The sequence below is a fragment of the Shewanella schlegeliana genome, from assembly GCF_016765635.1.
GTDB lineage: Bacteria > Pseudomonadota > Gammaproteobacteria > Enterobacterales > Shewanellaceae > Shewanella > Shewanella schlegeliana.
The window spans coordinates 77,006-99,980 of record NZ_JAESVD010000001.1 but is presented as its reverse complement, the minus strand read 5'-3'; the positions used below and the strand labels follow the sequence as shown (position 1 = coordinate 99,980).

Here is a 22,975-nt window from a genome sequence, read left to right as displayed (position 1 = left end):
CCCATGCCTTAGCGACATTCAGCAAGTTCCTTTAGAGGAGAGTAATTATGAAAACAATTATCACCTATGGTACGTTCGATCTGTTTCACTACGGCCATGTACGCTTATTTAAGCGCTTAAAAGCCCTAGGCGACAAACTGATTGTTGCGGTATCGACCGATGAGTTTAATGCCTTGAAGGGCAAGGCAGCATTTTTTAGCTACTTTCAACGGGCTGAAATTGTTGAAGCCTGCAAATACGTAGACATGGTTGTGCCTGAGACCCACTGGAATCAAAAGGCGAAGGATATCTGCAAATATGATGTCAGTATCTTTGGTATGGGAGATGATTGGAAAGGCGAATTTGACGAACTCTCTATCCTGTGTGAGGTTATCTATTTAGATAGAACCGGCGAGATCTCGACCACCGAGATCAAGAGTAATTTAGCACACCCCAAGGCAGGTGCTAGCAATGACCCTAGCGCAAATCGTTCAGTATTGACCAAGAAGATAAATAAGTAATGCAGCACGCTATTTTTGACTGGATAAAGGCGATTATCAGAAAGCTGATATTTACACTCTCGGCTCTCTCCCCGCGCAGCTCAAACAAGGCACTGTTTGGTAGCTACAAGGAAAGGTTTTGCGACAACAGTAAATACTTGTATTTACATTGGCAGCAAACAAAATTTATCCGTTGTATCTGGATTAGCGGCAATCAAGATGTGATTAAACAGCTACAGAGTCAAAACTTGGAGGTTTATTATCGCTGGTCGATGAAGGGGATTTTTCACGCCCTAACCGCCAAATACTACTTCTATAATAGTTATATCGGCGATATTAATCAGTGGCTTGCAAATGGTGCGCTGAAGGTGAATCTATGGCATGGATTGCCGATGAAAAAAATTGAGTTCGACATTAACGCAGGGCCTCTGGCGCACGTGTTTAACCCAAAAGGAAGCTTAGCGTTATATAAGCAATGGCTATTCGCCCACCAGCAACGCATCACTCCCGATTTAATGCTAAGCCCAAGCCCACTTATCGACTCTCTGTTTAGCAGCGCATTTAGGCTTAATAGTTCACAGCTTATACGCGCAACCAATCCAAGAACCGATTACTACCAGCTTCACCCAAGTCAACGCAAAAAAATCAGTGAAAGTACAGTTCAGAGTACAGGCCCAAATGCTCATCAGCTTCAAGCTGTTCAGCCTAGCATCATTTTGTATGCTCCCTCATGGCGCGATAGCCACAAGCAGGCTAACCCATACAATAGCGCTTTTGACTGGCAACGATTGTCAGCTCATTTAGTTGCCAAAAACCAGCTATTTCTATTAAGGCTACACCCAAATGAAGCAAGCTTGGCAGATGAACTTACCAGTTATGCCAATATAATCAATATCTCTCAATTTGAAGATGTATATGGCTTCTTGCAAGATGTCGATCTACTTATCACCGACTATTCCTCACTGTTTATTGATGCTCTGCCACTAAAAACGCCTATCTGTTTCTACCGCTTCGATGAGGCGCATTACCAACAAGATTGCCGAGATATGTACGAATACGCCGCAAAGCTCCCAGATATTGCGCCTAAATGCACAAACTTTGAAGAGTTATTAGAGCAATTAGCCCCAGAGGCTATAACCGAGCAAAAACATAAGGAGATTAAGGAGATAGAGAGTAACAATGAAGATTATAGAAATAGCGATATAAACAATTACCAAGCAGTAACTGAGCTATTTTGGGGACAGGATACACCAAACGCGTTTACAGCTTTAGAGGCAAGAATAGGCGATAGATCCTAGAGCGTTCGCAAGCTCACTGAATAAACAAGGTTCTAGGACCTAGGACGCTCCGCTTCGAGGGCGGCCTCCGGCCTGCTAGGGAAATCAAAAGCAAAACAGCACTGCCCTTAATCTTTCTTGCTCTCCCAGCTTTTGCTTATCCGTCTTTGTTTTAACCTAGAAGCGCAGCGTCCTTCTTAGCTCCCAACCGTCAGCAAAGCGTTCCGTAAGTGAGCCTGCGAACGTTCCGTCAACTCTAAGGCCACAGGCCGTTCCACTTTTCCGTCTCAGCTTGTACCGCCTTTGCTTTAACCTACAAGCGCAGCGCCCTTCGTAGCTCCCAACCGTCAGCGAAGCGTTCCGTAAGTGAGCCTGCGAACGTTCCGTCAACCGTAGGCCACAGGCCGTTCTGCTTTTCCGTCTCAGCTTGTACCGTCTTTGTTTTAACCTAGAAGCGCAGCGTCCCCGAAGTGGCGAAGCCACGTTCTAGCATCCTAGAAGCATAGCGCCCTTCTCAGCTTTTTTATCCTTCTCCGATAAAACCGGCTCTACGCCCTCTTCTAACGGCCATTGGATATTTAATTGAGGATCATTCCAGGCAATAACTCTTTCAAACTCTGGCGTATAGTAATCAGTGCATTTGTAGATAATGTCAGCGTATTCACTTAAGGTAAAAAATCCATGGGCAAAGCCAGGAGGGATATACATTTGCAGTCTATTTTCAGCAGATAAAACTTGCCCAAACCATTGGCCAAAGGTCTTTGAATCATTTCGAATATCGACCGCAACATCGAAAATGCTACCAGCAGTTACGCGAATAAGCTTTCCTTGGGGATGTACTTCTTGATAATGCAAACCTCGCAGCACATGCTTTTGCGATCGGCTCATATTCTCTTGCACAAAGCTCGGACACATCATGCCGACTTCGGCAAACAACGCCTCAAAATCAGATTGGCGAAAGGTTTCCATGAAGAAACCACGTTCGTCACCAAAGACTTTAGGCTCAAAAAGCAACACATCAGTAATTGAAGTCGGAATTAGTTTCATCGTGTTTTCTTGAATAAAATTGGAGTTTAAAAAGGTTCTAGAGTTAAAAGAAGGTCCTAGATTCTAGGGTTAAAGAAGAGCCTAGAGCGCTTCGCTTCGAGAATGGCCTTCGGCCTGCTAGGAAATCAAAAGCAAAACAGCACAGCCCTTAATCTTTCTTGCTCTCCCAGCTTTTGCTTATCCGTCTTTGCTTTAACCTAGAAGCGCAGCGTCCTCGAAGTGGCGAAGCCACGCCCTAGCATCCTAGAAGCGCAGCGCCCTTCTTAGCTCCCAACCGTCAGCGAAACGTTCCGTCAACCGTAGGCCACAGACCGTTCTGCTTTTCTGTCTCAGCTTATACCTTCTTCGCATTTACCTAGAGTCTAGAAGTCGCAACGCGACGATCTCGAAGTGACGGAGTCACGCCCTAGAAGCGCAGCGCCCTTCTTAGCCCTTCATGTAATACTCTTTATACCATTCAACAAACTTCTGTACGCCCTCTTCGACGCTAGTTTGTGGCTTGTAACCTACAGTTTTGAATAGATCTTCGGTATCTGCCCAAGTTGAATGCACGTCGCCAGGTTGCATATCCATCATGTTTTTAATAGCTTCGATACCCAATGACTTCTCAAGTGCAGAGATGTAATCCATCAATTTAACAGGGCTACCATTACCAATATTAAATACACGATACGGTGCAGAGCTAGTCGCAGGAGTTGCTGATTCGGCAGACCACTCAGGGTTTGCAACTGGAACACTGTCTTGAATACGAATAATGCCTTCGACAATATCATCGATATAGGTGAAATCGCGGCTCAAATTACCGTGGTTATAAACATCAATCGCTTCCCCCTTCACAATTTTATTAGTGAACTTAAGCAGCGCCATATCAGGGCGTCCCCAAGGACCATAAACGGTAAAGAAACGCAGACCAGTAGTTGGTACGCCATAAAGGTGCGAGTAGGTGTGTGACATCAGCTCATTAGCTTTCTTAGTCGCAGCATATAGAGAGATTGGGTGATCAACACTGTCATCTGTCGAGAAAGGCATTTTTGAATTAAGGCCATAAACAGAGCTAGATGACGCATATACCAGATGCTGAATCTTATGGTGACGACAGCCTTCTAAAATAGTCAGATGCCCTACTAAGTTACTATCGGCATAAGCCATTGGGTTATCAATCGAGTAGCGAACCCCAGCTTGCGCCGCCAAGTGAATCACTCTATCGAAACCTTGCTCAGCAAACAGAGCTGCAATGCCTTCTCTATCGGCTAAGTCTAACTTCTTAAATGAAAAAAGAGCCTGAGGCTCCAAATTTTTAAGACGGTCCAATTTTAAGTTCACGTCATAGTAATCATTGATATTGTCGATACCAACCACTTCATGACCTGCAGCACATAAGCGCTCACTTACTTTTGAGCCAATAAAACCTGCAGCACCAGTTACTAAATATTTCATAAAAATCTCTTTTGTTAAAGAAGGCTCTAGGAGCTAGGACGCTTCGCTTCGAGGACGGACTGCGTCCGACTAAGAAAGTCAAAAAACCAAAGGCGCCCCAGTAATCTTTCTTACTATCTTCTAATTCTGCTTATTCGTCTTCGCTATTTCCGACTCTTCTGAAGTTTAGCCGTCTTACCCTGTACCTAGAATCTTCTTTTCTTTCCTTACTTTATTTTCTTTGCTCTAACCTAGAAGCGAAGCGTTCTCGAAGTGGCGAAGCCACGCCCTAACATCCTAGAAACGTAGCGCCCTTCTCAGCGTTTCCTCAATCCGAGCCAAACAGATCGCGGGTATAAACTTTGCCTGCGACATCAGCTAATTCATCAACCATTCGGTTTGATACTATGACATCTGAGAGCTGTTTAAATTCATTCAAATCTTGCATTACACGAGAGTTAAAGAACTCTGGCTCATTTAGCACAGGCTCATAGACTACGACCTCGATACCCTTGGCTTTAATTCGCTTCATAATGCCTTGGATAGAAGATGCGCGGAAGTTATCTGACCCTGATTTCATAATTAGGCGGTAGATACCAACAACTTTTGGCTGCTTCTTAATAATTGAGTCAGCAATAAAGTCTTTACGGGTAGAGTTAGCATCAACAATTGCACTAATCAGGCTATTTGGTACATCGGCATAATTAGCGCGAAGCTGTTTAGTGTCCTTTGGTAGGCAGTAACCACCGTAACCAAAAGATGGATTATTGTAGTGATTACCAATACGAGGGTCCAATCCAACCCCCTCAATAATTTGACGTGAATCTAAACCATGGGACTCGGCGTAGCTGTCTAGCTCATTAAAATATGCAACACGCATTGCAAGGTAAGTATTTGAGAAAAGCTTAACCGCTTCGGCTTCAGTCGAGTCGGTATAAAGAATATCAATGTTTTCTTTAATCGCAGCGCTTGCAAGTAAGTTTGCAAATACTTCTGCGCGAACAGAGCGCTCACCAATAATAATACGCGATGGGTGCAAGTTATCGTAAAGGGCTCTGCCTTCACGTAAAAACTCCGGTGAGAAGATGATATTTTGTGTATTGAATTTTTGCTTTATTGACTCGGTATATCCTACTGGAACAGTTGATTTAATCACCATCACCGCATTTGGATTAATGGCTAACACATCTTGAATTACCGCCTCAACAGATGCGGTATTAAAGTAATTTGATTCAGTGTCATAATCGGTCGGTGTAGCAACAACTACATAGTCTGCGTCTTGATAGGCCAATTGCTTATCAAGCGTAGCGGTCAAATCAAGCTTATGATTTTTTAGGTAATCTTCTATCTCGACATCTGCTATAGGCGACAGCCCTTGGTTAATCATCTCAACTTTTTCAGCAACAATATCAACAGCCATTACGGTGTTTTTTTGTGCCAACAATACCGCGTTTGACAGACCGACATAGCCTGTCCCTGCTATAGCAATTTTCATTTTAAAACCTTTAAAAAAAATATCCGCGTAAAATAGCACTCCAAGCAAGAAAAGTCTTGTTTTTGGCTCACATTTGTAAAAGCTAATCAGGTTCTAGAGCCTAGAACGTTCGCAGGCTCACTGCTAGAGCGGCCTTCGCCCTGCTAGGAAAGCAGAAAACAAGGCCCTTTAACGTCCACTTATTTGCTTTCTTGCTTTACCGGCTTTTAATCGTCTTAGCTTTCTCTAGAACTTTCTTTATGTAGGTTAGCTTCGCTTTCCCTAAAGCCTAGAAGGAGCTTAGTGACGTTCTCGCTGTGACGAAGTCACGCCCTAGAAGCGCAGCGCCCTTATTCACGTGTACCATCAGCAAAGTGTTACGTAAGTGAGCCTGTGAACGTTCCGTATACCGTCAGGCCGAAGGCCGTTCCGCTTTTAAGTCTTAGCTTTAACTTTTCGATCGTATAGAATCTAGCAGGAGCATAGCAACGCTCTCGTCGTGGCGGAGCCACACTCTAGTTTCTGCGCTTAAAACTACGATAAGGAAATCAAATATGAAAATTATCCATCACGGTGCCGTTAATGGAGTCACAGGCTCATGCCATCAATTAGATATTAATGAGCAATCTAGTATTCTAATCGACTGTGGACTATTTCAAGGCGATGAAGCAACAAGTGACTCTTCAACTAATCAACTTCAAATAGAGTTTGATTTAAGCCAAATAACCGCACTCATTGTTACCCACTGCCACATAGACCATGTAGGCAGGATCCCTTATCTATTGGCAGCAGGTTTTAATGGCCCAGTATATGCCACAACAGCAACCGCGGCATTACTACCGTTAGTCATAGAAGATGCGCTAAAGGTCGGCGTCACTAAAAATCAGCGATTAATTAGCCTATATTTAAAACGCTTACAGCAGTTAATTAAGCCAATTGATTATGACCAATGGTTTACCTTAGAGGTGAATAATTGTGACAGTGGATACCAACAAGCCAAAGCGCGGTTTAATGTCGCGGGCCATATACTAGGTTCCGCTTACGTAGAAATAGAGTTAAGTCAACTATCACAAACTGACAAGAATAGTAACGCTCTGACAAGCCTTAACGGTGACTCAAGCAACAGACAAGATAAGCACATCATCGTTTTCTCAGGCGACCTAGGCGCAACGAATACACCGTTACTACCAAGCCCTAAAAGCCCATTACGTGCCGACACCTTAGTGGTTGAATCTACCTATGGCGATAAAAACCACCTTCAGCGTGAATATAGGGCCGAAAGCCTACGTCAGGTCATAGAGAAATCAGTCAGCGACAACGGCGTAGTACTCATTCCAGCCTTTAGTATTGGTCGTACCCAAGAGTTACTGTATGAGTTAGAGCAAATTATCTTTAACCAACAACACAACCCTATGTGGCAGAGTATAGAGATAGTTGTCGACTCACCTATGGCGGCGAACTTTACCAAGCAATACATAAAATATAAAAAGCTATGGGATAACGAGGCTAAATCGGTATTAATGCACCGACGTCACCCTCTGGACTTTAGTCAGCTTTACACCATAGATAATCACCAAGATCACCTAGCAGTAATAAACTACCTATCCAGCAGACAAAAGCCTGCTGTTGTAATAGCTGCAAGCGGTATGTGTACAGGCGGACGAATCATTAACTATCTACAGCGCTTTTTACCTGAACCGACTGCAGATATTTTATTTGTGGGTTACCAAGCACAAGGTACTACTGGGCGGGATATTCAGACATATGGGCCAACGGGTGGCTACGTCTATATTGAAGGGGAGAAAATCGATATAAAGGCAGGCATACACACCATCAGCGGCTACTCAGCCCATGCGGATCAACAGAACCTGATAGATTTTGTCAAAGGCATTGAGCACAAACCGAAACACATCCGCATCGTCCACGGTGATAACGAGGCCAAACAAGCGTTAGCAAGAAAATTGAAAGAACTAATACCACAGTGCGAAATGATTATCCCAACAGGCTAGAACTTAACTTCTTCTTTTAATTGCAGTTTAAAACGGGAGGATTACCGTAGCCACACATTTTGCGTAGGTTGGGATTTAGCCTATAAATATTTCATTTTAATATAAAAAATTGACGGCATAAATGCCGACCTACAACAGTTAAGACGCTTTCGTTTTGCCCTAAGCAAAGCGCCTGTAAACGCTCCGTAAGGCCACAGGCCGTTTCGGCTTCTCCGTCCTAGCCTTTATCGGATTTCAACCGTCTTTGCTTTTTCCGCCGCCTTTACATACCACTCTACGGTTTTCCTTAACCCAGATTCAAAAGACTCTACAGGACTCCAGCCAAGTTCTCTCTGAATCTTACTTGAGTCAATCGCATAGCGAACGTCATGCCCAAGCCTATCTTCAACAAAAGTAATTAATCCCTTAAATCCAAATGTATTACTGCTTAGCTTCAATGAATTTTGATTATCTGGAGCGAACTCCTCAAGAAGTTCGCAGATCATATTAACCACGTCGATATTACGCTTTTCACAGTTACCGCCTACGTTGTAGGTTTCACCGACTTTACCTTCACTCAAAACGGTATAGATCGCTCTCACATGGTCTTCAACATATAACCAATCTCTGACTTGTAAGCCGTCACCGTAAATGGGGATTGGTTTACCATCTAGCGCATTGGTGATAGTCAGCGGAATTAATTTTTCAGCGTGCTGAAAAGGTCCATAATTATTAGAGCAATTTGTCACGACAACGGGTAAACCGTAGGTTCTATGCCAAGCCCGAACTAAATGATCGGATGCCGCTTTGCTGGCCGAATACGGAGAGCTAGGGTCATACCTTGTAGTTTCGGTAAACAAGTCACCCTCAGCCAGATCACCATACACCTCATCGGTGGATACGTGATGAAAGCGAAACTCATCCCTTTTATTCCCTTGGAGTGAAGCATAATATTCACGGCACGCCTCAAGCAAGGTATAGGTACCTATGATGTTAGTTTGCATAAACTCAGCCGGTCCATCGATTGAGCGGTCTACATGACTTTCAGCGGCTAAGTGAATAATGACATCAGCTTTATACTGTATAAGTAGCTTATCAACCAAAGTCCTATCACAAATATCACCCTGCACAAATGCATAGCGACTAGATAATTCAATTTCAGCTAAAGACCCCGGATCACAGGCATAAGTCAATTTATCCAAGTTAATCACCGTATGCTCAGTGTGATTAATAAGAAAGTGTACTAATGCAGAACCGATAAACCCTGAGCCACCAGTGACTAATATGACCTTACTCATCCAACAACCCTATTACCTATCTTGTATCAAATTAAGCAAGTATTGCCCGTAGCTATTATGTGTCATTGATTGTGCTATTCGGACAATTTTTTCATCCGACAGCCAGCCACTTCGCCAGCCTATCTCTTCTAAACAAGCAACCTTCAATCCTTGCACCGTTTCAATGGTTTGTACAAAAGAGGAAGCTTGCTGCAAACTATCAAACGTGCCAGTGTCTAACCATGCAAAGCCGCGTCCCAGCCTTTCTACCTGTAATTCTCCTTGCATTAAATAAGCTTGGTTAATATCGGTGATCTCTAGCTCATGCCGTTCAGATGGCGTTAAGTTTTTAGCGATATTGACGACTCTATTATCATAAAAATAGAGTCCGGTTACCGCCCAATTAGATTTAGGCTGAGTTGGCTTTTCTTCGATAGATACAGCCTTTAATGAGTGATCAAACTCTACTACACCGAATCGCTCGGCTTGCTGTGCCTGATACGCAAAAATAGTGGCGCCAGATGGCTTATTAGCCGCGGCTTTTAAAGACTCACTAAACCCTTGACCATAAAAAACATTGTCACCAAGCACTAAGCAAACGCCATCATCACCAATGAAGTCTTCTGCAATCAAAAATGCCTGTGCAATGCCTTCGGGCTTTGTTTGAACTGCAAAAGACAAATCTAGACCAAAATCACTCCCATCACCGAGTAAACGCTGAAACAGCATCTGCTCCTCTGGTGTAGTAATAATTAGCACATCACGGATTCCAGCAAGCATTAACACCGAAAGAGGATAATAGATCATCGGCTTATCGTAAACGGGAAGCAGCTGCTTAGACACCCCACGCGTAATAGGGTGAAGGCGAGACCCTGTCCCACCAGCTAAAACTATCCCTTTCATAATCGCTTGGCTATTAGTGGCACTTTTCAAGGTTATTTCCCGTAATGAAACACATTATAAAAAACATGATTGGGCCTGTATTCTTACGATAGGTCAAAATAGACAAAAACAATTTTCAATCTGTATTATAACTAAACAGCTCTCGGCGCTTAAATCGCTTCACCAAAAACAAAAAAGCCAACTCAATGAGCTGGCTTTCCGATATTTAGCCGTTGCGTCTAATCCACGTTAGAATCTGCCAAACATGTGCTAATGCCCAGTTATATGCAGCAAAAATAACTAAAAACCCAACAAACATGATAGCTTCTGGAACCGCTAGCAATTCGCCTAAAATACCTATCATTGCAAGTATTGCAGACAACAATGTAATTCGAGCTAAAGTTTGTTTACGGCTATAACCTGCACGTTCAAAGATATGGTGTAAATGATCTCTATCAGGTTTAAAAGGAGAGTGGCCTTTTTTTAACCTACGATACATAATTGCAGTCATATCCATCAAGGGTATAGCAATCAGATATAGTGCGATAACAGGTGAAAATGCCTTGTTAATAGACTCTGTCCCAGTCACTAGCAACCATACTACGGTTAAACCAATCAACATACTGCCTGCGTCGCCCATGAACACTTTTTGAACTGAAGCAAATGGCCAGCGTAAATTGAAACAAAGGTAAGCCATGATTGCTGCGATAAACAATATTGGCAATATAAACCAAGGATTACCAACTTGATAGAATAAAAATGCTAGTGATGTAAAAGTTACTATGCTCAACATACCTGCTAAGCCATCGATACCATCAACCATGTTAAACGCATTGATAGAGCCGATGACGGCTAATACTGTCACCAATACCCCTAAGTAGCCAAGTTTAATCTCGACAAAATAAAAAATATTTCCAAGTGAAGTCAAATAGGATTCGGCACCAAATATAAGAATTGAAGCTATAATTACTTGCGCGATAATACGCAGTCTAACAGAAAGGTCATAACGGTCATCTAGTACGCCAATAAACAATATCAACGCAGAAGAGATTATGTAGAGATTCAGAATCCTGCTGTACTCGATAAAAAGAGTTGAAGCCATCATTACGCTAAAAAAAATACCCACTCCACCAATTAATGGAACAGCACCATCATGCAACTTCCGAGCATTTGGTAAATCTACCAATCCAACTTTCGCAGCATATGGCGCTGCAAACTTTATAGCAAAAAAACTCAGAAAGAAACCGGTGATAAATGGCACTAAAAAAATCATACTATCTTCCCTAAATTAGCCCGTAAACAAAACATCTATTAACGCGGTATAACATAATCACGCAACAATTAGTAACATCTTTATCGCCAATTTTATTGAGGAACCGACAAAGAAATAGAAAATATTTTAGCTAGTAAGCATTAAACATTCAAACGTATTACATTATTAATATTAAAAAATACTTTTGACTGTAAATTCACTTAACAATTGCGCTAATTAAGGATGTCATCAATTGCAAGTAAGTACCTATTTATTACTAATTTTTCATCGAATTCCGTTTCCATTTTTAGCCTACTAGCACGGCCCATAGCCAAGCGCTCGTCATGTGTTAACTTAAACATTTTATCCAAGCTGGAAACTAAGCTTTTAGTTGACCTAGGCTGACAAATAAAACCATTTACAGAATCGTCAACAGTTTCACGACACCCAACATTATCGGTAGTAATGATTGGTTTCCCCATAGCCCCCGCCTCTAGAAGTGACTTGGGAACACCCTCTCTATAAAACGAAGGTAAAACTACGCAATCTACTTTAGATATTTCAGTCTCAACTGAATCAGAAGTACCTAGATAGTCAACGATTCCTTCGTCGACCCAAGCTTGCATTTCCTTTCTAGATACTGCAGATGGATTATCTACATCTAAAAAACCCAATAGTCTAAAATCAATCTGTCCTTGATATTTAAACTTCAACTCTCTCGCAGCCTCTATATAATGCATAATTCCTTTATCATAAAGCATACGAGCGATCAGTAAAAAGCTAACGACACCATCATCTTTTGAGATAGAAAGCTTAAAACGAGAAAGATCTGCACCTGAACCAGGTAGTCGCTCAGTTATTTCTACAGGAGTAATTTTATTTTCAATAAATAAGGCACGGTCATCTTCGTTTTGAAAAAATACTTTCTTTGCAAATTTTTGACTTAATTTATAAAGTTGCCTTGCGATCTTGGAAGAGTATGTTTCATCGATAAATAAAACGCCTAGACCAGCAATATTATTAATCGCTTTAGCCCCACAAACATGCGACGCGAGGGTGCTATATATGTTATTCTTTGGAGTGAAATTAAGAACTACATCACACCTCAAGCCTTTATAAATCCTGTAAAAAGAAAACAAAGTAAATATATCTCGAAATGGGTTTGTTCCCCCTTTATCTATAGAGATATGTACAAAATCTGCTCCCATTTTTTTTATATTACATGAATACTCGTCTTGCGGGGCAACTGCTATAACATCGTGTCCAGCATGAATCAAGGATAATATTGTATTCTTCCTAAAATTATACAAATACCAACTAGTATTGGCAGTAATTACAATCTTAGCCATTTCTTGTCCTTTTAATCATTTACTCTTTTAACTAGAGCAAAACCTATATAAATGATGGGAATAACTTTGCACATCCTGGATCAAACGGTCCTTCTTTAACTTCAAGCATTAGCGCTTTGTCACTTATGCACTCTACGCTATGAATATCTCCAGGCTCAAGATGCACTAAATTACTTTGCTGTTCATCGCCTACTAACACCGACTTAATTACATTCCCTTCAAAATCGTATGTCTTAACTTGAATTACACCTTGAATAACCAGAAACATTTCCCATTGCCAACAGAGTTCATGATAATGAGGTTCAACATAGCTACCAGACAAAAGAGCAATTAATAAACGCTGAACTTTTTCTGAATAATCAGAGTGTAAGTTAAGGTGTGCTCTTTTTCTTTTAGAGTCTTTCGCAATACTAAATAATTTATCTGTATCTGACTGTTCTATTAGTTTCACTAAACTCACCTTTTAAAAACCCATCAACAATGACAACCAAAGAAATTTACTTTAATGTCCACTTCAAAAAATGAACAACTTTTCTAATTTCAAATTAAGACCAAACATAATCAATCAAGACATTTAAAATAACCTATAAACGGATATAAATTAACTGTAACTTTGAACCCAATGACTACCGAATAGAATATCATAACTCAAGTCAGGAAACTTTTCATAACCAGCACCAGGGTAAACGGTTAACTCCCCAAAAGTAACTTTTTCTTGATAGAAATACAAATCAACTCTTATGAAGTCAAAGTATTTACCAATACTTTCTGCTATTTCGATCATATCCTCCAAAAATAAAGGCCTATTAGGACTAGGTGTCTTTTGTGGGTGGGAAAAGTTAATATTTAAGTCATTCCAATCACTATCAAATATATTCCTACAATGGTCGCTAAATCGGTCACTATCTAATTGAACATATTTAACTTTACCGTGGAAAACAAAAAACTTATAGTCATCAGGGGCTTGGCCTTCAAAATCTAAAAACTCTTCTATAAACACTCTACGTGGTATGTTTTTATAAGCCCACTCACCAAGACTTCCTGATTGATCGTGTTTCAACCAATCATTAGCTAATACTTTCATTTTAATCGGTTCTAAATGTCTACCATCCCTTATAATCTTTATAGTTTGACTAGTATGATTTGCTTTAAAAACATAATTTTCAGGAAGATGTTTGATATCCAAAGAGTCAATATCGGAAACACTTTCACCTACCCATATTGTCTTTGGTATATAAAGACCTTGATGAATAGACTTTACAAACTCTTTTGATGCTAACTTATCAGCTGCAACAGTCAAAAGTTTGTCCCGATCATAAAGTTTCCTAACTTGAAGCTTTTCGTTAAAAGTATTTGGGCTTTTTAAATTTGCAAACCTACCAAACCTTCTAAAAAAAAGAACATTAATCCTTAGTTTTAAAGGTAAAATTGAAATAACTCTAGAAAACAACCGATATTGAATACTCGCCATACTCCCCCCCTTAACGTAACTTTGATGAAAATACTTTCTTATACATATATGAATTATAACGACGAGTTATCACTCTAATAAAGGTATATGGAGAAATCCTGGCAATAAGCCAACGAAAATCTCTTCTTGAATTTCTACTTTTGATGCTATCGACAATTTCCCTTACCCTATTCTCGTTGTAGGTTGTAACATCATCGAACTTGAGCTCATTAATAGGAGTCTTTGAAAAACCTAAGCTATCAACACCTTGATAAATAGCTCTCTCTCCACTTGAAATTGAAGTACCGTCAATAAAAAAGGTTTTTATTAAACCAACTTTATTCTCCTCTGACTGACAAACTAAAACATCATTAGTTCTTGCATCATAGATTTCGTCAAAGCAAAAATTCCCTAAACTATAAGAAATATAACTTCCATTAATTGTCTCAATCGGCTGCATAACATGAGGGTGGTGACCTATATATATATAATCATCTATTTTTGACAAGTTACGCGCAAAAACAATATCATCAACACTAGGTGTTGTAACATTTTCAATGCCTGAATGATTACAAACAACATTCACCAAACCTAGCTTTTTATATTCGCAAAACTTCTCAATCACCTTTTCATAATCTAACGATGCAACACCACTATTAGTGGAACTTAGCCCTATAGGGTTAGTATTATAAGAGCAATAACCATGAAGCGCTAAATTCAGCTTACTAATTACTATATCCCTTCCATAAACACCAAACCAATCTATGCCGTTACTCTCTAAAGTTTTTATTGTTTCATTTAGCCCATCCAAACCGAAATCCAGAATATGGTTATTAGCTAAACAAACAATATTGACATTCAAATATTTCAAAATCTCAATATTTTTTGGGTTAGAGGATATATTTGCCGACTTATTAGCTCCATTACTTAATGTCCTAGCAAAAGGAGCCTCTAGGTTAGCTACTACATAGTCAAAGTCTGCAAGATATATAGACATTTCTTGAAAGTATTTATAAACACTCTCATTCTCAATGCTATACTTACCAAACAAAGCTGTATCACCTAAAAATGCAATTTTCATTTCATTACCATGCGCTGTCACTTATAGCCCAAGAATACCTTCATTTCATCAACGTAATTTTCAGGTCTAAAACTATTATCTTTAAGGCATTCCATCTTCATAACAGTAAGTTTCCCTTCATCCATAAGTATAGCTTCTTTAAGTGTTTCAATTTGGGTGATCGAATCAGAAGGCTTGCTAATCAAAGCTGTTTTTTTATTTATTAGATAAAGATTAACATCTCCAACATCACTTACGATTACAGGAATTCCGTTAATAATACTCTCAGCAACTTTACTTGGAAAACCTGCAACACTGTCTCTTTTCTCATCTCTAAACAAAATTGTAAAATCAGAATCTCTAAGTTTTGTGACTAGTAAATCATTACATACTGCGCCATTAAACCTTATATTATCACCAAGATAATCAATATAAGCTGAGATATAAGGAAGGCTAGATTTAATTTCTGTAACGGTCAAGCCATAAACGTCAAAAATAAAGTTGTCGCAACCCTCCTTTTTTAACTGATAAAGGTATTTTATAGTTAAGTCAACTCTATCTTTCATTGCATTTACATCATTAACCTTCATGTCATTACGGAACGGATTTCCAGCATAAAATAAGCGCTTTACTTCATCTACTCTCCCCTTACTAGAGCTAATATTATCCGCAAGTACTGGAGGGATGACAACTCTATTACTTATATCTGAACTATAGAGTCTATCAAGATAACTGCTAATGCAAATAGATTTATCAAACTTCTTATTTAAGATTGCCTTCTGATAGTAATCATCAGATTTTTTAACAATATCTCTCACTGGATTTTTTGTTTTAACAGTAAGCCAGTCAACAACGTCACAAACAACGCATACTTGATTCCGTTTAAAGTGTGAAATAACTGGTAATGAAAATGTTGAGATTCTTGGGCTTCCGTAAAACACTGCAGCTTCAGCCTTCGGGTATTCATCAATCTTTCTAATTAATTCAGTCTGAAGCCTAGAAGTTCGAAACCAGTCAGCAAGAGATTTAGGGTACGGCATGGAATAGCAAGTTACCGTTTCGTTAGAATTTTTTGCATCCAATTCTATTAAATTATATCCTGAGCAATCTTCTCGCCTCGTATCAAATATTACAATATGATATCCCAGCAATGCGAAAATTTTCGTTATCCCTGCAACTCTCTTTCCTGCAGCATTTCCATTTGGATAATGAAAGTTACCAATATAAAATATAACTTTACTTTTCATTATACATTCGCCCTTAATATTCTTTCCAAACTACGCGCTTTACGTAGTCCGTATAAGAATGAATGATTCTTACTATTTTTTCGGAAACATTAGGCATACTATAGTCATAAACTGGACGTAATAAACGCTCGGTTCCACTAGGCTGAGACTCTAACACTTGCAATGCCTGCATAACTCTTTCGACACATAGCCCTACCATCATCACTGAAGCTTCTTCCATTCCCTCTGGACGCTCGTGCGCCTCACGTAGATTCAAAGCAGGGAAGTTCATGATTGATGATTCTTCATTAATCGTACCACTGTCGGATAAAACGACTTTAGCCATTTTCTGTAAGTGGTTATAATCATGAAAACCTAGAGGTTTAAGTAATTGAATATTTTTATGAAATTTAACACCTTGTTCTTCAATTCGATTACGTGTTCTTGGGTGCGTTGATACAATCACTGGTAGATCATAATGAGCAGCAACAGCATTGAGTGTTTTTGCCAGTTTAGCGAGTTGTTTAGGTGAATCTACATTCTCTTCACGATGGGCGCTAACGACAAAAAACTGCCCTTTCTGTAACTCTAAACGAGTCAATACATCAGAGTTATCAATTTGAGGCATATAATGGTTTAATACCTCAAACATTGGACTACCAGTTTTGATAACACGATCGGCTGGCAAGCCTTCTGCTAATAGGTAATCCCGTGCAATAGAGCTGTACGTCAAATTAATATCTGCAGTGTGATCAACAATGCGTCGGTTCGTCTCCTCAGGCACACGTTGATCGAAACAGCGATTACCAGCTTCCATATGAAAAATCGGTACTTTGCGACGTTTCGCAGGAATTGCAGACAAACATGAATTAGTGTCACCCAAAATTAACATGGCATCAGGCTGAATCTCTTCTAATGCATCATCAACATTAATAATTACTCGCCCAATTGTTTCTGCGGCATTTTTGCCTGCTGCATTTAAAAAGTAGTCAGGTTTGCGTACACCTAAATCATTAAAAAATACTTCATTTAATTCAAAATCATAATTTTGTCCCGTGTGTACTAATATATGCTCACAGTGTTCATCTAGTTTAGCTAGAACTCTAGATAAGCGAATAATTTCAGGGCGTGTACCTACGACTGACATTACTTTTAATTTTTTCATCTTCACCCCAGTAGTGGCATAGCAAAAGTATCGGGCTTTTTTCTATCAAAAATTTCATTTGCCCAAAGCATAACTATAAGTTCACAATCTCCAATATTGGTCACATCGTGCGTCCAACCAGGAACAGTTTCAACAACTCGATAATCATCCCCGGAAACATCTAATGCATAGCTGTCTCCAGTGGCAATATGTTTAAACTTAAATTTAGCCAGTCCTTTTATTACCAAGAATTTCTCATTCTTCGTATGATGATAATGACCACCACGGGTAATACCGGGATGAGCAGTAAAGAAAGAAAATTGGCCAGCTTCTTTGGTTTTTAATAATTCACAAAAAGAGCCACGAGGGTCTGTATACGACGGTACAGTGTATGAAAACTGCTCAGGTGTATAATAACTAATGTAAGTAGAGTAAAGAGCGCGCAAAAGCCCTGTACCTACGTTTTCAGTAACTAATGAAGTTTTACTCTCTTTGAATGATTCAAGAGCGTTAGCAATATAGCCTACTGTGGTTGGGTAAATAGGCTTAATTGATTGTTCTCCACTTGGTTCATCATTACTTAAATGATGAATAAAGTGTTCACAGACAGTATCAATATAAACTAGGTTCACTTTTGCTTCGGGATCGTTAATGACTAATGGCAGTTCGTTGGCAACATTATAACAAAAGGTTGCAACTACAGAGTTGTAATTGGGGCGACACCACTTACCAAACACATTGGGTAAACGGTAGATATAAACTTTCGCGTTTGCTCCCTTGGCATACTGATTCACCGACTCTTCTGCAAGCGCTTTACTTACACCATAAGGGTTTGATTGTTCTGCTTGAATTGACGATGTCAAAAGGATAGGAGTTTGACGATTAAGCACTTGTAGCTTAGAAACTATATATGATGTTAAATCTGCATTACCATGTTTAAACTCATCTTCATTTTTGGGGCGATTAATTCCCGCTAAATGATAAATAAAGTCTACACTCTCTAATGCAGTATCTAATTCTTGATTTGAGTTTTCACGATCAATTTTTACAATATCAGTAAAGCCTTGCTCCTCGAGTTGAAAGCATAAATTTTTACCAATAAATCCGTTGGCACCCGTCACTAATATTTTCATTAAACCCCCTCAGGAACGACTAAACTGCCCGCTTCTATATCAGCAATGAAGTCTAATTTGTGTAGCAGTTTGATCATCCCCTCAACATCTAAACGCTCTGTATTATGTGAGTTATAATCTTCAATAGAACTTAAATCTTGCTCACCTTCTTCAACATATTGAGAATAATTTAAGTCTCTATTGTCAGAGGGAATTCGATAGTAACCGCCTTGATCTTCAGCAACAAACATCTCCTCTCGGCTACACAAAGCTTCATACAATTTTTCACCATGGCGCGTACCAATAACGTTCACTTGATGATCCGGTTTTGATGTAATTGTTTTTAGCGCTTTAACTAATACATCAATCGTCGCTGCAGGGGCTTTTTGAACAAATATATCGCCATTTACACCATGAGTGAATGCATGTAAAACTAGGTCTACCGCATCATTTAGGGTCATCATGAAACGAGTCATATTAGGATCGGTTATTGTTATCGCGTCACCATTAATTATTTGTCGTAAAAACAAAGGAATGACAGAGCCTCGAGATGCCATAACATTTCCGTAGCGAGTAGCGCTAATTACGGTTTTTGTAGGATCAACATTTCGAGACTTAGCAACGATAACTTTCTCCATCATTGCTTTTGAAATTCCCATCGCATTGATAGGATAAACAGCTTTGTCGGTGCTTAAGCAAACAACTCTCGAAACCTCATTCGCAATACAAGCTTCTAATACGTTTTCAGTCCCTAGCACATTAGTTTTAACAGCCTCCATCGGATGAAATTCACAAGATGGTACTTGCTTTAATGCAGCAGCATGATAAACAAAATCTACACCACGAGATGCAGATAAGATAGAGTTGTAGTCTCTAACATCACCTATATAGAACTTAAGTTTTGGTGAATTATACTTTTTACGCATGTCATCTTGTTTTTTCTCGTCACGAGAAAATATTCTTATTTCTTTAATATCTGTTTGTAAAAATCTGTCTAGAACAGCATTTCCAAACGAACCAGTACCACCCGTAATTAACAATACTTTATTATCAAACATAATACTTTCCTAAATTAATTTTACTATACAAACAATAGACCTGCAGAAATAAGCATGGTATTAAGCAAAGGGATGTTACTAGAACAATTCCTGACCAACTTTCAATTCCAAGACTAAAACATAATACAACTTTCAAAATAAAAGCGATAAAAAGGCCGAAAACTTGATATTTTAACATTCCAAATGAATTAGTAAAAACCGCAGTCAAATTCAGCAGAACAATTATAACAACATAAAAAGCCATATATAAACTATCGGAAGATGAATACAAGTTATCAACATCACCAATCCAAATTGTGAATATGTTATCATCGAACAAGACGAGTAATAAAGCCAGAAGAACTGAGACAAACAAAGATAATAAAACATACTTAGTATATTTTATCATTTTTATTTTATCATTTTCTAGATATGACTTCCTTAGATACCCCCAAAAAGGTATACATAAAGTACTAAAAAAAACTAAAACTATTGAATAGAGTTTATAATAAACCTGATAGTTAACAACGGCCTCACCATCTAAAAATTTTAATATGAAAAACTCGTTACTACCTGTAACTAACAAAAGTAAAATTTGAATACAAAAAAAAACCAATCCAGGAGCAATGACTGACTCATAAAACCCTATAGTGCGACTCTTACTTTGCTGTCCATTCATACTACTTGAAAACAAATATAATACATAAATCAGCGATGGTATTAACGGTAGAATGAGAGCAAAAGAGAAACAAATAGATAAGAACAAAAACTTATTATTTCCAATTAAATCACTAAAGGTATATAGAAATATAATAACTAACACTTGAGTCAATAACATAGGAAGGTTAGAGATTGCACTTTTTTGAAAAGAGAGTAGACCTGCTAATCCTAGCTTCAAGGGTAACTGAATAAATACTGAAACCAAAAGAATTAACAATGAACAATAAAATTCTCTTGAAGATAAACCAAACTCACTTCCAATACCAACTGAAAAAAGATAAGAAACTATAATCACACTACTAAAGATACATAGTAGACTAAGCCCACCTAATGTGTAAAAAGATTTAATAAAAATCTTTTTGGCATAAGCAAAATCTCCGAGTGATATTAGACGTATAAGTTCATTTTTCAACCCATTACTTATACCTAAGTCAAAAAACATAATCCAAGTTAAGAGAGCAAGTATAGCAAACCACACTCCCAAAACTTCATTGTTTGAAAAATAATTAATATACAAGGGAACACTAAGCAACCCTACTAGCATTGATATAAACTTAAAAACAAGAGACAATATCAAATTATACTTCATTTACTTATATTCCTTCACATTTTTTAGACTCCAATAGAAAATAAGTATATATGTAAAGCAAAAAAACATATGTGGCTCTTTGTTCAGAATAATTAGCATCATAATAAATGCTATAATCCCATTAAAATTATCAAATTTTTCAAACTTAGTAAAAACAGTTCCCGCTAACAACATGATTGTGTAGAACGCTCCTAGGACTCCAAACGCACCAAAGTAGTAAGTCATTGTAGAGGACTGAGCATAATCTCCTTTTTCCAAATAAATCTGATTTAGTTCATTTAAACCTACACCAAACATAGGATTATTAAGAAAAGCCTGAAGATTTATTATTGGGGATTGAACTCTATCAATTATTGATGCGGATTCACTAACAAAGAATTTATTTGTCACTTCAGGGAAGTAAGCTCTTGTAAACTCTATAACCTCAGAGGACATTAGATAAATAAATATAATGGAGAAAAATGTAAATAATAGTATAAAGACCTTAGTTTTGAAACCTGATGAAAACTTAGCTAGAAGAGCCAGCAATAATAAAATATAACCAGCAGTAGAGTAGGTGGAGAATACAGCCAAAGACAATATCACTGTAATCAACAAGTCACGTTTCAAACTTACATGTTTAGTTAAAAGAATAGCAAGAGTTAAATATGAAGAGAAAATCCCTGGCTCCCAAAAAAAACCAGTATTTCTATATTGAATATACTCAGAAGAGAAAATAAAAAACACAAAACCGTTATAATATCCCATATCATTTTCATTATAAATGATAGGTAGATATGAATGAATGTTAAAATCAAAAAAATTAACTAAAGTATATAAAACTAAAGAAACTATAGAAACAATTAACATGAATGTTATATACAAACTGACAAATCGCTCATATTTAACAGTACTAACAACTACAAAGGAAAATAGAACAACAATTTGCAATTTAATCACAGCAGTAAGATTGCCTATAGATTGAATACTTGTTATACAACCTATAAAAAATACGACAAATAAAAAAACTGATATTAGAAAATTCGTTCTTACTACTCTTAAATTAGTGCAAATAAAAAGTGTAGCAATAGCAACTGTCAATAAAATATAAGATGGATAAATAGGCATCAATGCATAGCCACTAGAGAGCCCGGCTACAAAAACATAAAAGCCTTGCGCTATCTTACTTCTTTCATTCATTTTTTATTAAATTTACTTTTTATAAATAGAGTTAAACTTTCATCTCTATCAACACCAAATACCGGTTTGATAAATGAGGCCAATCTCATTAACAACCTATCGGTCAGAGGTAGCAATATAACCTTTTCGGTTTCTAACTCATATTTTACATTTAGTGTAATATCGACTGGATGTTTTATTGGGAAACTGATTTTATTAGTCTCCAGCTCACAAAAGCGTTTAGTCATAGTCTTTTTGAGGCTATTACCACCATGAGTAGATAACTCATCAACTCCTATATTTCTGATTTGATTTTTAACTGGTGAGACACCATATATATCAAAATATCTTAAAGAAAAGGCTACTTGTCTATCCCAGGATGACTTTTTTCTATCAACACTTAACAACCTTTTTGTTTTACAAAAGTTATCAAAATCTTGTTCAAAAAGCGCATTACTACTATATCTACTCTTCAACTCAATTTTATTATTAGGGTCGAAATGCTTCAATTCCCCGTCATAAAATCGTTTAAATTTATGAGACCAAGATGCCCATCCACAAGGTAACATATGCTGAGTAAAAACATAATCAAATTCACTTTGAAAACCTTTCAAATAGTTAGTACCACAGATCCAAAGTACTTTTTCTTCTTCTTTATATTTATATAACAGCTCTTCACAAAATTCAAAAAAACCATCCTCGGGGAGATTATCGTCCTCGAGAAAAATTGCGGAATCTTCCCTATCAAAAACCCAGTTTGCTCCACCACCAATATTTTCATATACTCCGCGGTTCTCTGGTGAATAGTTTTTTATAATCTGACAATCCCAGTCGATCAGTTGTTCTACCTTATTTCTTGTATAATCAACTAGCTTTTTTTCTTCATCATTTCGATGACCATCTGCTATTAAATATATTTTATCAGGACGGTAATCCCTGATCTTTGAAAAAATACGCTCCAGAGTTTCACTTCTCTTAAATATAAATAATGCAACAGGAACTTTACTCATTAAGACCTCTTAAAACTGGATAACATAA

At 38.2% G+C, this 22,975-nt stretch carries 20 protein-coding genes; 3 read left to right on the top strand and 17 right to left on the bottom strand.

Annotated elements, in window-relative coordinates:
- Window positions 1–47: 47 nt before the first annotated feature.
- Together JMA39_RS00485 and JMA39_RS00480 are read left to right on the top strand one after the other, a co-directional pair.
- The gene (locus tag JMA39_RS00485; protein WP_202719890.1) at window positions 48–500 is read left to right on the top strand and encodes an adenylyltransferase/cytidyltransferase family protein; all 453 of its coding nucleotides are present in this window, start codon (window positions 48–50) and stop codon (window positions 498–500) included.
- Window positions 500–1,777, top strand: a complete 1,278-nt coding sequence (locus JMA39_RS00480; RefSeq protein WP_202719889.1) for a CDP-glycerol glycerophosphotransferase family protein — start codon at window positions 500–502, stop codon at window positions 1,775–1,777. The genes JMA39_RS00485 and JMA39_RS00480 overlap by 1 nt, the downstream gene beginning before the upstream one ends.
- A 465-nt stretch (window positions 1,778–2,242) precedes the next feature.
- Here JMA39_RS00480 and rfbC read toward each other — a convergent pair whose 3' ends face one another.
- From rfbC to JMA39_RS00465, 3 genes are all read right to left on the bottom strand, one after another.
- Entirely contained in the window at window positions 2,243–2,803 is a 561-nt protein-coding gene (rfbC, locus tag JMA39_RS00475; protein ID WP_202719888.1) for a dTDP-4-dehydrorhamnose 3,5-epimerase, read from the bottom strand.
- A 426-nt stretch (window positions 2,804–3,229) separates the two neighbouring features.
- Window positions 3,230–4,240: an NAD-dependent epimerase gene (locus JMA39_RS00470; protein ID WP_202719887.1), complete on the bottom strand. Its 1,011-nt coding sequence runs from the start codon at window positions 4,238–4,240 to the stop codon at window positions 3,230–3,232.
- 307 nt (window positions 4,241–4,547) lie between these two features.
- Window positions 4,548–5,714, bottom strand: coding sequence for a nucleotide sugar dehydrogenase (locus JMA39_RS00465; protein WP_202719886.1), 1,167 nt, complete (start codon window positions 5,712–5,714; stop codon window positions 4,548–4,550).
- A gap of 533 nt (window positions 5,715–6,247) precedes the next feature.
- Between JMA39_RS00465 and JMA39_RS00460 the strand changes: the two genes are divergently transcribed.
- On the top strand, window positions 6,248–7,702 hold the full coding sequence (locus JMA39_RS00460) for an MBL fold metallo-hydrolase RNA specificity domain-containing protein (RefSeq protein ID WP_202719885.1): 1,455 nt from the start codon (window positions 6,248–6,250) through the stop codon (window positions 7,700–7,702).
- A 224-nt stretch (window positions 7,703–7,926) separates the two neighbouring features.
- Here the strand turns inward: JMA39_RS00460 and rfbB are convergent, their stop codons facing one another.
- The 14 genes from rfbB to JMA39_RS00390 all read right to left on the bottom strand — a co-directional run bounded on the left by rfbB (window position 7,927) and on the right by JMA39_RS00390 (window position 22,947).
- Window positions 7,927–8,979, bottom strand: coding sequence for a dTDP-glucose 4,6-dehydratase (rfbB, locus tag JMA39_RS00455; protein ID WP_202719884.1), 1,053 nt, complete (start codon window positions 8,977–8,979; stop codon window positions 7,927–7,929).
- Between the two features lie 12 nt (window positions 8,980–8,991).
- Window positions 8,992–9,861 carry a glucose-1-phosphate thymidylyltransferase RfbA gene (gene rfbA, locus JMA39_RS00450; protein ID WP_202720344.1) on the bottom strand — a complete coding sequence of 290 codons (870 nt, stop codon included), beginning with the start codon at window positions 9,859–9,861 and terminating at the stop codon, window positions 8,992–8,994.
- Window positions 9,862–10,066: 205 nt separating this feature from the next.
- Window positions 10,067–11,113 carry a UDP-N-acetylglucosamine--undecaprenyl-phosphate N-acetylglucosaminephosphotransferase gene (gene wecA / locus JMA39_RS00445; protein ID WP_202719883.1) on the bottom strand — a complete coding sequence of 349 codons (1,047 nt, stop codon included), beginning with the start codon at window positions 11,111–11,113 and terminating at the stop codon, window positions 10,067–10,069.
- Window positions 11,114–11,325: 212 nt separating this feature from the next.
- Entirely contained in the window at window positions 11,326–12,441 is a 1,116-nt protein-coding gene (locus JMA39_RS00440) for a glycosyltransferase family 4 protein (protein ID WP_202719882.1), read from the bottom strand.
- 43 nt (window positions 12,442–12,484) lie between these two features.
- On the bottom strand, window positions 12,485–12,892 hold the full coding sequence (locus JMA39_RS00435) for a WbuC family cupin fold metalloprotein (RefSeq protein ID WP_202719881.1): 408 nt from the start codon (window positions 12,890–12,892) through the stop codon (window positions 12,485–12,487).
- A gap of 150 nt (window positions 12,893–13,042) precedes the next feature.
- Window positions 13,043–13,912, bottom strand: coding sequence for an ATP-grasp fold amidoligase family protein (locus tag JMA39_RS00430; RefSeq protein WP_202719880.1), 870 nt, complete (start codon window positions 13,910–13,912; stop codon window positions 13,043–13,045).
- A gap of 10 nt (window positions 13,913–13,922) precedes the next feature.
- Window positions 13,923–14,972, bottom strand: coding sequence for a CapA family protein (locus JMA39_RS00425; protein ID WP_202719879.1), 1,050 nt, complete (start codon window positions 14,970–14,972; stop codon window positions 13,923–13,925).
- 17 nt (window positions 14,973–14,989) lie between these two features.
- Window positions 14,990–16,198: a glycosyltransferase gene (locus JMA39_RS00420; RefSeq protein ID WP_202719878.1), complete on the bottom strand. Its 1,209-nt coding sequence runs from the start codon at window positions 16,196–16,198 to the stop codon at window positions 14,990–14,992.
- 13 nt (window positions 16,199–16,211) lie between these two features.
- Window positions 16,212–17,342 (bottom strand): non-hydrolyzing UDP-N-acetylglucosamine 2-epimerase, encoded by a 1,131-nt coding sequence (gene wecB, locus JMA39_RS00415; RefSeq protein WP_202719877.1) that lies wholly within the window; start codon window positions 17,340–17,342, stop codon window positions 16,212–16,214.
- Window positions 17,343–17,344: 2 nt separating this feature from the next.
- Window positions 17,345–18,454 carry a UDP-2-acetamido-2,6-beta-L-arabino-hexul-4-ose reductase gene (wbjC, locus tag JMA39_RS00410; RefSeq protein WP_202719876.1) on the bottom strand — a complete coding sequence of 370 codons (1,110 nt, stop codon included), beginning with the start codon at window positions 18,452–18,454 and terminating at the stop codon, window positions 17,345–17,347.
- Window positions 18,454–19,491: a polysaccharide biosynthesis protein gene (locus JMA39_RS00405; RefSeq protein WP_202719875.1), complete on the bottom strand. Its 1,038-nt coding sequence runs from the start codon at window positions 19,489–19,491 to the stop codon at window positions 18,454–18,456. Before JMA39_RS00405 ends, wbjC begins: the two co-directional genes overlap by 1 nt.
- Window positions 19,484–20,779: an MATE family efflux transporter gene (locus JMA39_RS00400; protein ID WP_202719874.1), complete on the bottom strand. Its 1,296-nt coding sequence runs from the start codon at window positions 20,777–20,779 to the stop codon at window positions 19,484–19,486. Before JMA39_RS00400 ends, JMA39_RS00405 begins: the two co-directional genes overlap by 8 nt.
- A complete protein-coding gene (locus JMA39_RS00395; RefSeq protein WP_202719873.1) occupies window positions 20,780–21,958 on the bottom strand; it encodes an O-antigen ligase family protein in 1,179 nt (392 codons plus the stop codon). It abuts the gene before it with no gap.
- A complete protein-coding gene (locus JMA39_RS00390) occupies window positions 21,955–22,947 on the bottom strand; it encodes a glycosyltransferase family A protein (RefSeq protein ID WP_202719872.1) in 993 nt (330 codons plus the stop codon). The genes JMA39_RS00395 and JMA39_RS00390 overlap by 4 nt, the downstream gene beginning before the upstream one ends.
- Window positions 22,948–22,975: the final 28 nt, after the last annotated feature.

Bases quoted from the DNA above. Each gene is read 5' to 3' on its own strand.
- JMA39_RS00485 (WP_202719890.1), top strand. From the start codon at position 48: ATGAAAACAATTATCACCTATGGTACGTTCGATCTGTTTCACTACGGC.
- JMA39_RS00480 (WP_202719889.1), top strand. From the start codon at position 500: ATGCAGCACGCTATTTTTGACTGGATAAAGGCGATTATCAGAAAGCTG.
- rfbC (WP_202719888.1), bottom strand. From the start codon at position 2,803: ATGAAACTAATTCCGACTTCAATTACTGATGTGTTGCTTTTTGAGCCT.
- JMA39_RS00470 (WP_202719887.1), bottom strand. From the start codon at position 4,240: ATGAAATATTTAGTAACTGGTGCTGCAGGTTTTATTGGCTCAAAAGTA.
- JMA39_RS00465 (WP_202719886.1), bottom strand. From the start codon at position 5,714: ATGAAAATTGCTATAGCAGGGACAGGCTATGTCGGTCTGTCAAACGCG.
- JMA39_RS00460 (WP_202719885.1), top strand. From the start codon at position 6,248: ATGAAAATTATCCATCACGGTGCCGTTAATGGAGTCACAGGCTCATGC.
- rfbB (WP_202719884.1), bottom strand. From the start codon at position 8,979: ATGAGTAAGGTCATATTAGTCACTGGTGGCTCAGGGTTTATCGGTTCT.
- rfbA (WP_202720344.1), bottom strand. From the start codon at position 9,861: ATGAAAGGGATAGTTTTAGCTGGTGGGACAGGGTCTCGCCTTCACCCT.
- wecA (WP_202719883.1), bottom strand. From the start codon at position 11,113: ATGATTTTTTTAGTGCCATTTATCACCGGTTTCTTTCTGAGTTTTTTT.
- JMA39_RS00440 (WP_202719882.1), bottom strand. From the start codon at position 12,441: ATGGCTAAGATTGTAATTACTGCCAATACTAGTTGGTATTTGTATAAT.
- JMA39_RS00430 (WP_202719880.1), bottom strand. From the start codon at position 13,912: ATGGCGAGTATTCAATATCGGTTGTTTTCTAGAGTTATTTCAATTTTA.
- JMA39_RS00425 (WP_202719879.1), bottom strand. From the start codon at position 14,972: ATGAAAATTGCATTTTTAGGTGATACAGCTTTGTTTGGTAAGTATAGC.
- JMA39_RS00420 (WP_202719878.1), bottom strand. From the start codon at position 16,198: ATGAAAAGTAAAGTTATATTTTATATTGGTAACTTTCATTATCCAAAT.
- wecB (WP_202719877.1), bottom strand. From the start codon at position 17,342: ATGAAAAAATTAAAAGTAATGTCAGTCGTAGGTACACGCCCTGAAATT.
- wbjC (WP_202719876.1), bottom strand. From the start codon at position 18,454: ATGAAAATATTAGTGACGGGTGCCAACGGATTTATTGGTAAAAATTTA.
- JMA39_RS00405 (WP_202719875.1), bottom strand. From the start codon at position 19,491: ATGTTTGATAATAAAGTATTGTTAATTACGGGTGGTACTGGTTCGTTT.
- JMA39_RS00400 (WP_202719874.1), bottom strand. From the start codon at position 20,779: ATGAAGTATAATTTGATATTGTCTCTTGTTTTTAAGTTTATATCAATG.
- JMA39_RS00395 (WP_202719873.1), bottom strand. From the start codon at position 21,958: ATGAATGAAAGAAGTAAGATAGCGCAAGGCTTTTATGTTTTTGTAGCC.
- JMA39_RS00390 (WP_202719872.1), bottom strand. From the start codon at position 22,947: ATGAGTAAAGTTCCTGTTGCATTATTTATATTTAAGAGAAGTGAAACT.